Source organism: Streptomyces sp. NPDC028910, from assembly GCF_055564955.1.
Map to the genome: position 1 here is coordinate 1 of NZ_JBVHVF010000019.1, position 12,772 is coordinate 12,772.

At 71.7% G+C, this 12,772-nt stretch carries 9 protein-coding genes; all 9 read right to left on the minus strand.

Annotated elements, in window-relative coordinates:
* Window positions 1-123: 123 nt before the first annotated feature.
* The 9 genes from ACZ4TV_RS22595 to ACZ4TV_RS22635 all read right to left on the minus strand — a co-directional run bounded on the left by ACZ4TV_RS22595 (window position 124) and on the right by ACZ4TV_RS22635 (window position 12,542).
* Window positions 124-1,818, minus strand: coding sequence for a proline--tRNA ligase (locus ACZ4TV_RS22595; protein WP_468136540.1), 1,695 nt, complete (start codon window positions 1,816-1,818; stop codon window positions 124-126).
* A 41-nt stretch (window positions 1,819-1,859) separates the two neighbouring features.
* The gene (locus ACZ4TV_RS22600; protein WP_468136541.1) at window positions 1,860-2,402 is read right to left on the minus strand and encodes a GNAT family N-acetyltransferase; all 543 of its coding nucleotides are present in this window, start codon (window positions 2,400-2,402) and stop codon (window positions 1,860-1,862) included.
* Window positions 2,403-2,479: 77 nt separating this feature from the next.
* Window positions 2,480-3,325 (minus strand): GNAT family N-acetyltransferase, encoded by an 846-nt coding sequence (locus ACZ4TV_RS22605; RefSeq protein ID WP_468136542.1) that lies wholly within the window; start codon window positions 3,323-3,325, stop codon window positions 2,480-2,482.
* 191 nt (window positions 3,326-3,516) lie between these two features.
* Complete coding sequence (gene ispG / locus ACZ4TV_RS22610; protein WP_468136544.1) at window positions 3,517-4,674, minus strand: flavodoxin-dependent (E)-4-hydroxy-3-methylbut-2-enyl-diphosphate synthase; 1,158 nt, start codon at window positions 4,672-4,674, stop codon at window positions 3,517-3,519.
* 174 nt (window positions 4,675-4,848) lie between these two features.
* Window positions 4,849-6,150, minus strand: coding sequence for a M50 family metallopeptidase (locus ACZ4TV_RS22615; protein ID WP_468136545.1), 1,302 nt, complete (start codon window positions 6,148-6,150; stop codon window positions 4,849-4,851).
* Window positions 6,147-7,400, minus strand: coding sequence for a 1-deoxy-D-xylulose-5-phosphate reductoisomerase (gene dxr, locus ACZ4TV_RS22620; RefSeq protein WP_468136546.1), 1,254 nt, complete (start codon window positions 7,398-7,400; stop codon window positions 6,147-6,149). The genes ACZ4TV_RS22615 and dxr overlap by 4 nt, the downstream gene beginning before the upstream one ends.
* 20 nt (window positions 7,401-7,420) lie before the next feature.
* Window positions 7,421-8,725, minus strand: a complete 1,305-nt coding sequence (locus tag ACZ4TV_RS22625) for a hypothetical protein (RefSeq protein WP_468136547.1) — start codon at window positions 8,723-8,725, stop codon at window positions 7,421-7,423.
* Between the two features lie 97 nt (window positions 8,726-8,822).
* Complete coding sequence (locus ACZ4TV_RS22630) at window positions 8,823-10,745, minus strand: acyl-CoA dehydrogenase family protein (RefSeq protein ID WP_468136548.1); 1,923 nt, start codon at window positions 10,743-10,745, stop codon at window positions 8,823-8,825.
* A 405-nt stretch (window positions 10,746-11,150) separates the two neighbouring features.
* The gene (locus ACZ4TV_RS22635) at window positions 11,151-12,542 is read right to left on the minus strand and encodes an FAD-binding oxidoreductase (protein ID WP_468136549.1); all 1,392 of its coding nucleotides are present in this window, start codon (window positions 12,540-12,542) and stop codon (window positions 11,151-11,153) included.
* Window positions 12,543-12,772: the final 230 nt, after the last annotated feature.

Consider the following 12,772-nt stretch of genomic DNA (forward strand, 5'->3'; position numbering starts at 1 on the left):
CTCTTTTCCCTGTCCCCTCCCAGACCCCCCCCCCAAACCCCCCCCCAGCCCCCCCCCCCCCCCCCCCCCTCTTCTCCCCCCCCTGGGGTCCGGGGGCAGCGCCCCCGGCAGCGGCGGCGCGGGTTACGTCAGGCGGGACAGGGCCTCGGGCAGGGGGAGCTCCTCGCGGGTGCCGGACGCGCGGTGCTGGAGTTCGACCACCGACTCGGCGGAGCGACGGCCCGCCACCAGGATCCACGGCACGCCGATCAGCTCCGCGTCCGTGAGCTTCACGCCGGGCGACAGGCCCGGGCGGTCGTCCAGCAGCACCCGCAGACCCGCCGCGGCCAGCGCATCGGCGGCCTGCGAAGCCAGCGCCAGCGGTACCGCCTTGCCCGCCGCCACCACGTGGACGTCGGCCGGGGCCACCGCCGCCGGCCAGCACAGCCCGCGCTCGTCCGCCGTCTGCTCGGCCAGCGCCGCCACCGCGCGGGAGACGCCGATGCCGTACGAGCCCATCGTGACCCGTACCGGCTTGCCCTCGCGGCCCAGCACGTCCAGTCCGAAGGCGTCCGCGTACTTGCGGCCCAGCTGGAAGATGTGCCCGATCTCGATCGCCCGGTCGAGCCGCAGGCCCGCCCCGCAGGACGGGCAGGGGTCGCCCGGCTCCACGACCGCCACGTCCAGGTACCGGTCCACCTCGAAGTCCCGCCCGCAGACCACGTTCCGGGCGTGGGTGTCCGCCCGGTTGGCCCCCGTGACCCACGCCGTTCCCGGCGCCACGCGGGGGTCGGCCAGGTAGCGGACCTTCTCCAGACCCTGCGGGCCGACGTAGCCCCGTACGAGATCGGGCCGGCCCACGAAGTCCTCGGCCGTCACCAGTTCCACGACCGCCGGGGCCAGGTGCTCCGCCAGCTTGCCGAGGTCCACCTCCCGGTCGCCGGGCACGCCGACGGCCACGATCTCGCCGTCCACCTTGACCAGGAGGTTCTTCAGCGTCGCCGAGGCGGGGACCCCCAGGTACGCCGCCAGCGTCTCGATCGTCGGGGTGTCCGGGGTGTCCACCTCCTCCAGCGGCGGGTGCTCCGCGGACACCGGGGCGAGGGGGAAGGTCACGGCCTCCGTGTTCGCCGCGTAGTCGCAGGACGGGCAGTCCACGAAGGTGTCCTCGCCCGCCTCGGCGGGGGCCAGGAACTCCTCCGACGCCGAGCCGCCCATCGCCCCCGACACCGCCGACACGATCCGGTGGTCCAGGCCGAGCCGCTCGAAGATGCGGACGTACGCCTGGCGGTGGAGCCGGTACGACTCCTCCAGCCCCTCGTCGGACACGTCGAAGGAGTACGAGTCCTTCATCTGGAACTCGCGCCCCCGCAGCACCCCCGAACGGGGCCGCGCCTCGTCGCGGTACTTGGTCTGGATTTGGTACAGCATGACCGGCAGGTCCTTGTACGAGGTGCACTGGTCTTTCACGACCAGGGTGAAGATCTCCTCGTGCGTCGGGCCGAGCAGGTAGTCCGCGCCCTTGCGGTCCTTGAGCCGGAAGAGCAGGTCCCCGTACTCCGACCAGCGCCCGCTGACCTCGTACGGCTCCTTCGGCAGCAGCGCCGGGAGCAGCACCTCCTGGGCCCCGATCGCGTCCATCTCCTCGCGGACGATGCGCGAGACGTTGTCCAGGACCCGCTTGCCGAGCGGCAGCCACGTCCACACGCCGGCCGAACTGCGCCGGACGTAGCCGGCGCGGACCAGGAGCCGGTGGCTGAGGGTTTCGGCGTCGGCCGGGTCCTCGCGGAAGGTCTTGGCCATGAGGCGGGACATGCGCTGCACGTGTTGCGTAGACATGCCGGGAGGCTACCGGGGCCGTGCGGGCGGCGAAAACGGATTCAGGCGCGCCGCAAGGGCAGCGTGGCGCCCATGACGGCGTACGGCAGGCTCGCGCTCGGGAAGTGGACCTGGCGGGCGAGGTCGGTGTAGCCGAGGGCCCGGTAGAGCCCTCGGGCGGGGCTCTCGGTGTCGACGGCGGAGAGGATCGAGCGGGGCTCGGCGGCGGTGTCGGTGATGCGGGTGATCAGTTCGCGGCCGACGCCGTGGCCCTGGAAGCCGGGGTGGACGTGCAGTTCGGTGATCACGAAGGAGTCGTCGAGCCAGTCCTCGTGCCCGCCGGCCCGCAGGTAGGGCTCGACGATCGTGGACCACCAGTGCGTGCGGTCGTTCGGCATCCCGTACACGAAGCCGGTGAGCGCCCCGTCGTCGGCGAACGCTCCGAGGGCGCGGGCGCCGGGGCAGGTCATGTGGCGCTGGACGATGTAGCGCCGGATGCCGACCTCCTCCTCGCTGAGGCCGAAGGCGACGGCCTGGACGCGCAGGGCCTCGTCCACGCGGGCGGCGAGGTCGAGGGGGCCGATGCGGACTCCGGAAGGCAGCATGCGGCGACCTTACTTCGCGGTAGGGGTGCGCCGGAATGCCGTTGCCGGGGCCCGGGGCCGGGGGCCCGCCGGTCCGGTCAGAACAGCACGCTCATGAACGCGCCGACCTCGCGGAAGCCCACCCGCCGGTACGCCGCCCGCGCCGCGGTGTTGAAGTCGTTCACGTAGAGGCTGACCACGGGAGCGACGTCACGCAGCGCGTAGGCGACGACGGCGGCCATCCCGGTCTCAGAGTGTCCGCGGCCGCGGAACTCGGGGTCCACCCACACGCCCTGGACCTGGCAGGCGCGGGCGGTGGCGGCGCCGATCTCCGCCTTGAAGAGGACCTTGCCGTCCTCGACGCGGGCGAAGGAGCGGCCGCTGGCGACGAGCTCGGCGACGCGGGCCTGGTAGAGCAGCCCGCCGTCACCGGCCATGGGCGAGATGCCGACCTCCTCGGTGAACATGGCCACGCAGGCGGGCATGATCAGGTCCATCTCGTCCTTGCGGATCCGGCGGACCCTCGGGTCGGCCTCGACCGTGGTGGACGGGTGCTCGATGATCATGAGGGGCTGGTGGGAACGGACCTCGCGGGCCGGTCCCCAGCTGGGCTCCAGGAGCTGCCACAGCAGCCGGGTGGCCTCGGCGGGGCCGACGATGGAGGAGCAGCGGCGGCCGGTGCGGCGGGCCCGGTCGGCGAAGGCCCGTACGGCGTCGGGTTCGGCGCAGACGGGGACCAGGTTGGCGCCCGCGTAGCAGAGCGAACGGAGCTCGCCGCCGGCGTACCAGCCCCACATCTCGCCGCCCAGGCGCCAGGGGTCGAGTCCGGCGACCTGGACCCGCGAGGCGACGAAGGCGTTCGCGACCGGCTCGCGTCCGAGGATGTCGAGCGCGGCGTCGAGATCACTGGGCTCAAGGACCCGGGTGGTGGTCTGCGTCAACACTGGGGCCTCACCATGCAAGTCTGCTGATCTCCGAACTGTACCCGGCGGCGTCCGACGATGCCGCGCCCACAGGTCACGAAAAGGCCCCGGCCCCGCCCCCGAGCTGCGGGAACGGGGCCGGGGCCGATGACTTCACCGAGCCGGCGCCGAGGGCTCCCCGGACGAAGTCCAGGGGGGAACCGGCCTGGAGATCAGACGCCGATGGCCACGGTGGGCTCGCCGCTCATCACGCCGTCCTTCTCCATCTGCTCGGCGATCTTCATCGCCTCTTCGATGAGGGTCTCCACGATCTTGGACTCGGGGACGGTCTTGATGACCTCGCCCTTCACGAAGATCTGGCCCTTGCCGTTGCCGGAGGCGACGCCGAGGTCGGCCTCGCGGGCCTCGCCCGGGCCGTTGACGACGCAGCCCATGACCGCGACGCGCAGCGGGACCTCCATGCCCTCCAGGCCCGCCGTGACCTCCTCGGCCAGCTTGTAGACGTCGACCTGGGCGCGCCCGCAGGACGGGCAGGAGACGATCTCCAGGCGGCGCGGCTTGAGGTTGAGCGACTCCAGGATCTGGATGCCGACCTTGACCTCCTCGACCGGCGGGGCCGAGAGGGAGACGCGGATGGTGTCGCCGATGCCCTCGGACAGCAGCGCGCCGAAGGCGACGGCGGACTTGATGGTGCCCTGGAAGGCGGGGCCGGCCTCGGTGACGCCGAGGTGCAGCGGGTAGTCGCACTGGGCGGCGAGCTGGCGGTAGGCGTTGACCATGATGACCGGGTCGTTGTGCTTGACCGAGATCTTGATGTCGCCGAAGCCGTGCTCCTCGAAGAGGGAGGCCTCCCACAGCGCGGACTCGACCAGCGCCTCGGGGGTGGCCTTGCCGTACTTCTTCAGCAGCCGGGCGTCGAGCGAGCCCGCGTTGACGCCGATCCGGATCGGGGTGCCCGCGTCCCTGGCGGCGTACGCGATCTCCTTGACCTTGTCGTCGAACTGCTTGATGTTGCCCGGGTTCACGCGGACCGCGGCGCAGCCGGCGTCGATCGCGGCGAACACGTACTTGGGCTGGAAGTGGATGTCGGCGATGACCGGGATCTGCGACTTCTTCGCGATCACGGCGAGCGCGTCGGCGTCGTCCTGGGTCGGGCAGGCGACGCGGACGATCTGGCAGCCGGAGGCGGTCAGCTCGGCGATCTGCTGGAGGGTGGCGCCGATGTCGGAGGTGCGCGTCGTGGTCATCGACTGCACCGAGACGGGTGCGTCGCCGCCGACGGCCACGGAACCGACCTGGATCTTGCGGCTGACCCTGCGGTCGGCAAGCTTCGTCGGCACGGACGGCATTCCGAGAGAGATGGCAGTCATCTGCTGTGCAACCCCAAGGTGTGGATCAAGGTCCCGAGATCGGCGGGCTCCAGCCTTCGAGATTACGCCAATCACGGCGCGCCCCGTGCATCCGAGGGGGGTGTGCCACTCGAACGCAGGGAGCCGGGCACGATGTGTGCCCGGCTCCCGGACGGCTGGGCGGAGCTCCGCGAACTAGGTGATCTTGATCGGGTTCACCACGTCCGCCACCATCACCAGCAGCGTGAAGCAGATGAACAGCCCGGCGACCACGTACGCGACGGGCATCAGCTTCGCCACGTCGAACGGGCCGGGGTCGGGGCGCCGGAAGACCCGTGCCACGGCGCGCCGGACCGACTCCCACAGGGCGCCGGCGATGTGCCCTCCGTCGAGGGGGAGCAGCGGCAGCATGTTGAACAGGAACAGCGAGAGGTTGAAGCCGGCCAGCAGGTTGAGGAAGAAGACCAGCTGGTGCTGGGCGGGGATGTCGAGGGTGAAGATCTCGCCGCTGACCCGCGCCGCGCCGACGACGCCCATCGGGCTGTCCTGCTTGCGTTCGGCCCCGTTGAAGGCCGCGTTCCACAGGTCCGGGACCTTGGACGGCAGTTCGATCAGGGACTGGACGCCGGCCTGCATCATGTCACCCATGCGGTCGACGGACTGGCCGAAGGACTGGGGGACGTAACCGGAGGCGGGGGCGAAGCCGAGGAAGCCCGCGGTGACGTACTGGTCCTCGACGTACTTGCCGCTGCCGTCCGTCTTGGCGACCTTGTTCTCGATCAGGTGGGCCGTGAGGTCCACGCGCTGACCGGCCCGCTCAACGGTGATCTCGGCGGGGCCGATGGTGGCGCGGATGTCCTTCTGCAGGGTGGACCAGTCGTCGACCGGGCGGCCGTTGAAGGCGACGATCTTGTCGCCCGCCTTCAGGCCCGCGGCCTTGGCGGGGGCGGCCGGGTCCCCGGGGAGGCACTTGTCGCGCTTCTCGCTCTGCTGGATGACGCAGTCCGAGACCGTGGCGACCGACGTGGTCTGGGTGTTCAGCCCGAAGGTCATCAGGGTGGTGAGGAAGATCGCCACGGCCAGGACCAGGTTCATGAACGGGCCGGCGAACATCACGATCACGCGCTTCCACGGCTTGCGCGTGTAGAAGAGCCGGCTCTCGTCACCGGGCTGGAGCTCCTCGTACGCGGCCGAGCGCGCGTCCTCGATCATGGACCGGAACGGCGAGGTGGAGCGGGCCGTGACCTTGCCGTCGTCGCCGGGCGGGAACATCCCGATCATGCGGATGTAGCCGCCCATCGGGATGGCCTTGATCCCGTACTCGGTCTCGCCCTTCCTCCGCGACCAGAGGGTCGGGCCGAAGCCCACCATGTACTGCGGCACGCGGATGCCGAACAGCTTGGCCGTGGAGAGGTGCCCCAGCTCGTGCCACGCGATGGAGACCAGCAGGCCGACCGCGAAGACCACGACCCCGAGCACCGTCATCAGTAGTGTCATGCGCGCGCCTCCGCGGCGGCCCGAGCCGCCATCTCCCGCGCCCGGGCCCTGGCCCAGGCCTCCGCTTCAAGGACGTCCTGGACGGTCAGGGAAGTTCCCGACTCCGGCGTCCCGTGCTCATCGACCACGGCAGAGACGGTATCCATGATTGCCGTGAACGGCAGCCGACCTGCCAAGAACGCCTCCACGCACTCCTCGTTGGCCGCGTTGAACACGGCCGGGGCGGTGCCGCCGAGGGTGCCCACGTGCCGGGCCAGACCCACCGCGGGGAAGGCCTCGGTGTCCAGGGGGAAGAACTCCCACGTGGACGCCGTGGTCCAGTCGAAGGCGGGGGCCGCGTCCGGGATCCGCTGGGGCCAGCCGAGGCCGATCGCGATGGGGCCGCGCATGTCCGGCGGGGTGGCCTGGGCGAGCGTGGAGCCGTCCGTGAACTCCACCATCGAGTGCACGTAGGACTGCGGATGGACCACGACCTCGATGCGGTCGAAGGGGATGTCGTAGAGCAGGTGCGCCTCGATGACCTCCAGCCCCTTGTTGACGAGCGTGGCGCTGTTCACCGTGATCACCGGGCCCATGGCCCAGGTGGGGTGCGCGAGCGCGTCCTGCACGGTCACCCGTGCCAGCTCGGCGCGGCTGCGGCCGCGGAAGGGCCCGCCGGAGGCGGTGACCACGAGCTTGCGCACGTCGGCCCGGGTGCCTGCGGCGAGCGCCTGGAAGAGCGCCGCGTGCTCGGAGTCCACCGGGATGATCTGGCCGGGCTTCGCGAGGTCCTTGACCAGCGGACCGCCGACGATCAGCGACTCCTTGTTGGCGAGGGCCAGGGTCCGGCCCGCCCGCAGGGCGGCGAGGGTGGGCGCGAGGCCGATGGAGCCGGTGATGCCGTTGAGCACGGTGTGGCACTCGGAGGCGGCGAGCTGGGTCGCGGCGTCCGGTCCGGCCAGGATCTCGGGCAGCGGCTCGGACGGACCGTACTGGGCGCTCAGCGCCTCTTTCAGGGCCGGTACGACGTCCTCGCGGGCGACGGCCACCGTCCGGACCCGCAGCAGCCGGGCCTGCTCGGCCAGCAGCCCGACCCGTCCGCCGGCGGCGGACAGTGCGGTGACCCGGAAGCGGTCCGGGTTGCGCAGGGCGAGGTCGATGGCCTGGGTGCCGATGGACCCGGTGGACCCGAGGATGACGATGTCCCGGAGGCCGGCCGCGGGGTCGAAGAGGAGGTGCGGATCGGCGAGGGGGGCTGGGCGGTCGCTCATGCCCCCATTGTTGCCGCAAGTCAGGAGCGGCCCGACACGGAGCCCCCTTCCGTGACCCGCAGGAGGAGGTGCGGGAGCGTTCCGGCGAAGTCGGGGAGCGTGCGGGCGACGTCCCACCAGGCGTCCGGGTCGGCGCCGAGCGTGAGGGCGAACAGCCGGTCCGCCTCGGCCCGGGCGGCGAGCACGGGCGCCGCCCAGTCGTGGCGGTCGGGGTGGAACACGTCGCCGAGCCAGTGGTCCTCGTCCAGGGCCCAGCAGGCGGGCGCCTTGTGCCGGATGACGTCCTCACCGGTGAGCAGTCCGCGCGCCAGGCAGTCCCGCACCCACCGGATGTCCTCCTGTACGGACTCCATGGGCACCGCGAGGCTCGCGAGGGCCAGTTCGCGCTCCACGCCCCCGACCGGCGAGGCGGGCTTCGGGGCCAGCGAGCCCACCGCCGTGGCCAGCCCGAAGACGGGTGGCCCGTCGGCCAGCTCGGTCAGGGTGCCGCGGACGATCCGGGCCACGAGGACGGGCAGGGTGCCGGGGAAGGCGTGGGCGTGGCGGAGCAGCTCCGCCCAGAGCCGGGGGTCGTCCCGCAGGGGGCGCAGCGCCCGGGACACCGCCGTCCGCATGCCCGTCCACTCGGGCAGGGACCAGCGCAGGCCCTTGGTCTCGGGGAGGTACGCGAGCAGCAGGGTGCGGTGGGCGGGGGCGACGTGCGCGACGAGCTCGTCGCAGGTGAGCATCCCCATGCGGACGGCCCGTACGGCGGGCCGGTACCACCGGTACCCGACCGTGTCCTGGGCGCCCGCGTCGAGCAGTGCCCGGCAGGTCTCCCGGGGCAGTGCGCCCACCAGCAGCAGGGCTTCCACCGCGCTGGGCGGCAGCGGCGCGCGGGCGTGTTCGCGCAGCAGCGCCTCCGGGTCGAGCGGGGCGTGCGGCATGCGCAGCAGGGTGAGGGGGATCCGGGGCCGGCCGCCGTGCCGCCTGAGCAGCGCGATCAGCTCGTCCTGGCCGAACGGCCCGGGGCCGACGTCGGCCAGCAGTTCGGGGGTGAGCCCGGGGTGGGCCGCGTACCGCGCCGGGCCGGGCAGCCCGGGCAGCGGCCGGCCGACGACGTGCGGGTTGCGGGCGACGTACTGGCGGTCCTCGTTGCTGCCGTGGCGCAGCAGCAGGGTGACGGTCGACGCCGACAGCCACTCGTCGCGGCACAGGTACTTGCGGGTCGGCGCGTCGAGCCGGTCGATCAGGTCGGTGACGACGTGGTCCGGTGCGTGACGCAGCAGGTGCGCCACGCACCAGGCCAGCCGTCGGCTGGTGCGGTCCTGCTCGGCCGTCGGCATCGTTCTCGTCCGCCTCGCGCTGTGCTCGTACGCGTACACGCACTCGTACTCGTACTCATCCTCGTACGTCTGTCCGACGTCCGGCGATGATTGCAGGTCAGCGAATGGGGCGGTGCACGTTTTTCTGTGCGGAGGGTCCGGGGGCGGCGTCCGCGATCCACGGGCCGTCGCCGGAGGGGTCGAGGACGCCCTCCTCCAGCCAGGCGTAGGTGCCGGAGAGGACGCCCGCGACGACCTTGCGGTCGAGGTCGTCGCTGTTGGACCAGAGCCGGCCGAAGAGTTCCTCGACGCGGATCCGGGACTGCTCGCAGAAGGCGTCGGCCAGCTGGTACGCCTCGCGGCCGTGCTCGCCGGTGGCGCGCAGGTGCTCGGCGCGGACGCAGGCCGCGCTCATCGCGAACAGCTCGGCGCCGATGTCGACGATCCGGCCGAGGAATCCCTGCTTGGTCTCCATCCGGCCCTGCCAGCGGGACATGGCGTAGAAGGTGGAGCGGGCGAGTTTGCGGGCGCTGCGTTCGACGTAGCGCAGGTGGGTGGAGAGGTCGGGGTGGCCACCGGGGTGGAAGGCCCGGTAGGTGCCGGGGACCTGACCGGCGCCGGTGGCCAGCTTGGGCAGCCAGCGGGCGTAGAACCCGGCGGCGCGGGCACCCGCCCTGGCCTTGTCCCCGAGTGCCTTCTCCGGGTCGATGAGGTCGCCCGCCACCGACAGGTGGGCGTCGACGGCCTCGCGGGCGATCAGCAGGTGCATGATCTCCGTCGAGCCCTCGAAGATCCGGTTGATGCGCAGGTCGCGGAGCATCTGCTCGGCGGGGACGGCGCGTTCGCCGCGGGCGGCCAGGGACTCGGCGGTCTCGAAGCCGCGCCCGCCGCGGATCTGGACCAGCTCGTCGGCCATCAGGCAGGCCATCTCGGAACCGTAGAGCTTGGCCAGGGCGGCCTCGATGCGGATGTCGTTGCGGTCCTCGTCGGCCATCTGGGAGGCGAGGTCGACCACCGCTTCGAGGGCGAAGGTGGTGGCGGCGATGAAGGAGATCTTGGCCCCGACCGCCTCGTGCCGCGCGACCGGCCGGCCCCACTGCTCGCGTACGCCGGACCACTCGCGGGCGATCTTCAGGCACCATTTCCCGGCGCCGACGCACATGGCCGGCAGCGACAGGCGGCCGGTGTTCAGGGTGGTCAGGGCGATCTTGAGCCCGGCGCCCTCGGCGCCGATGCGCTGGGCCGCCGGGACCCGTACCCGGTGGAAGCGGGTGACGCCGTTCTCCAGGCCGCGCAGGCCCATGAAGGCGTTGCGGTGCTCGACGGTGATCCCGGGCGAGTCGGCTTCCACGACGAAGGCGGTGATCCCGCCGCGGTGGTTCTCGCTCCGGGGCACCCGGGCCATCACGACGAGCAGGTCGGCGACGACGCCGTTGGTGGTCCACAGCTTCACGCCGTCGAGCACGTACGCGTCGTCCCCGTCCGGGACGGCCGTGGTGGCCAGGCGCGCCGGGTCCGATCCCACGTCGGGCTCGGTGAGCAGGAAGGCGCTGATGGCGCTGGTGGCGCAGCGCGGCAGGTAGGCGTCCTTCTGCTCCTGCGTGCCGAACATCTTCAGCGGCTGGGGTACGCCGATCGACTGGTGGGCGGAGAGCAGGGCCCCGATGGCCGGGCTGACCGAGCCGACCAGGGCGAGCGCCTTGTTGTAGTACACCTGGGTGAGACCGAGGCCCCCGTACTTGGGGTCGATCTTCATGCCGAGGGCGCCGAGCTCCTTCAGCGCGCGCACGGCCTCGTCGGGGATCTTCGCCTCGCGCTCGATGCGGGCTGGGAGTCCGTCGGCGAGCGCCGTCTCGCAGAAGGCCCGCATCCGCGCCAGGAAGGCCTCGCCGCGCCGGACGTCCTCGTCTGCGGGGAGCGGGTGGGGGTGGATCAGGTCCAGCCGGAACCGCCCGAGGAAGAGTTCCTTGGCGAAACTGGGTTTGCGCCAGTCCTGTTCCCGGGCCGCTTCCGCGACCTGCCGCGCCTCGCGCTCGGTCACCTTGGGCTGCGTGCCGCCGGGCTGTAGGGGCCGTGCCGGTTCTGCGGGCCGTGCTGGCTCTGCGGGCTGTGCGGGCTCTACGGGCTCTGCGGGCTGTGTTGCGGACATGAGGGGACTCACCTCGCCGCCGGAGTCGGATGGTTCACCGGATGACCAGCCGGTGCTACCAGTGAGTCGTACCCAATGTGGGCGTGATGGAAAAGGGGGACGGCCGGAGCCCCCGCACAGTGGTCTCACTACAACACCCCTGACCTGCGGCTTCTCTCCGACCTGCGCCAATGCTCGGCGCTTCGGCCCGCATCTTCACGCATTCGGCCGCATCCACCCGCATGATCGGCCACCGGTGTTCCCTTGGGAACACTCCCGGGAACACGCGTTATGGCGCCGAACGTGGCGGGCCGGTGCTCAACTGACGCGCGTGCTCGGCCGGATGTTCGCGTTCAGGCGGAAAAGGTTGGCGGGATCGTAGGTGTTCTTGAGAGACACCAGCCGCTCGTAGTTCCCGCCGTAGGCCGCCCGCACGCGCTCCTCTCCCTCTTCTCCCAGGTTGTTCACGTATTCGGCTCCCAGAGAGAAGGGGCTGACCATGTCCCACCACCGGCGGACCCACTGCCTCTGCGTCCGGAGTTCCTCGGGGTCGGTCCAGATGGACGCGGCGAAGTTGTCGTACTGCGCGTTCCGGGGGCGGAAGGCCGTGGCGGACGGGTCGACGCGGCTGACGGCACCGCCGTATTGCTGGAAGACGATGAGGGACCTGGGGGACGGGGCGCGAGCAAAGTGGTCCACCGTGGCCTCCACGGTGTCGTCGGCGATCCGTTCCAGGAAATGGGACTTCCAGTAGTAGCGGAGGCCGGCGGGGAAGAAGGCGTCGGCCGCGGCCTGGAGTTCCGTATAGGCCACCGGCCCGATCCCGTCGACGATCGGCGGGCCGAACCGCCGCAGTGGCCGCATCGCGCGCTCGCCCTCCTCCACGGACCCGATGTAACAGGCGGAGATGGCAAGCACTGGGTCGCCATCGGGCGAGGTCAGGAAGATCGCATCGGCCGACAGCTCGTCGGGAGCCGAGAGGGAGTACTCGCCGTAGAACCTCAGCGCGGCTTTCGCCTTCTCCAGGGGGTGGACGACGACGCCTCCGAGCACTTCCGGGCCCACGCGGTGGAGCTGGAACTCGAAGGAGGTCGTGACCCCGAAGTTGGCTCCGGCGCCCCGCAGACCCCAGAAGAGGTCGGCGTTGTCGGACTCGTCCGCCCTCACGACCCGGCCATCGGCCGTGACGACCTCCGCAGCCCGCAGGTTGTCGCAGGAGAGGCCGTATCTGCGGGCCAGCCGGCCCACGCCGCCGCCCAAGGTGAGTCCGGCGACGCCCGTGTGCGTGACGACGCCAGCCGTCGTGGCCAGGCCCGATGGCTGCGTGGCTCGGTCCAGTTCCTTGAGGGTCGCGCCTCCCTCGACTCGTGCCGTGCAGCGCTCCGAATCGACCGCGACACCTCGCATGGGCGAGAGGTCGATCATCAGGCCGCCGGTGCACACGGCTTTGCCCGCGATGTTGTGCCCGCCTCCTCGCACCGACACCAGCAGGTCGTGCTCACGGGCGAAGGCGACGGCCTGAACGACGTCGGCCGCCCCGGAGCAGCGGGCGATCAGCGCGGGCCGGTGGTCGATCAGGCCGTTCCAGACTGCACGCGCCTGCTCGTACGCATGATCACCCGGCCGGAGCAGCCCGCCACGCAGCCCCGCACCCAAGCGCTCGGCAGCCGATTCATCCAGGACCACCAGGTCGCCGGTTCGCGATTGCACCGATAGGGACGGCACCGCGCCTCCCCGGAGTCTCTCGGGGGCTCTCTGTGGAATGCTACGCCGCCGCCCCACGGACCGCAGTGCGGAGCGGCAGCATTGAAGCGAGTGAGCCGAAGGGGCGCGCCTTCCGGGAGCCGGCAAAGGCGCGCCGGAGGCGAACCGGGCCTCCGAAATGAGAAAGGGGGACGGCCGGAGCCCCCGCACAGTAGGCTCCGGCCGTCGGCTTTTGG

Coding starts and splice junctions, on each gene's coding strand:
- ACZ4TV_RS22615 (WP_468136545.1), bottom strand. CDS start 6,150: ATGACACTACTGATGACGGTGCTCGGGGTCGTGGTCTTCGCGGTCGGC.
- ispG (WP_468136544.1), bottom strand. CDS start 4,674: ATGACTGCCATCTCTCTCGGAATGCCGTCCGTGCCGACGAAGCTTGCC.
- ACZ4TV_RS22625 (WP_468136547.1), bottom strand. CDS start 8,725: ATGCCGACGGCCGAGCAGGACCGCACCAGCCGACGGCTGGCCTGGTGC.
- ACZ4TV_RS22600 (WP_468136541.1), bottom strand. CDS start 2,402: ATGCTGCCTTCCGGAGTCCGCATCGGCCCCCTCGACCTCGCCGCCCGC.
- ACZ4TV_RS22595 (WP_468136540.1), bottom strand. CDS start 1,818: ATGTCTACGCAACACGTGCAGCGCATGTCCCGCCTCATGGCCAAGACC.
- dxr (WP_468136546.1), bottom strand. CDS start 7,400: ATGAGCGACCGCCCAGCCCCCCTCGCCGATCCGCACCTCCTCTTCGAC.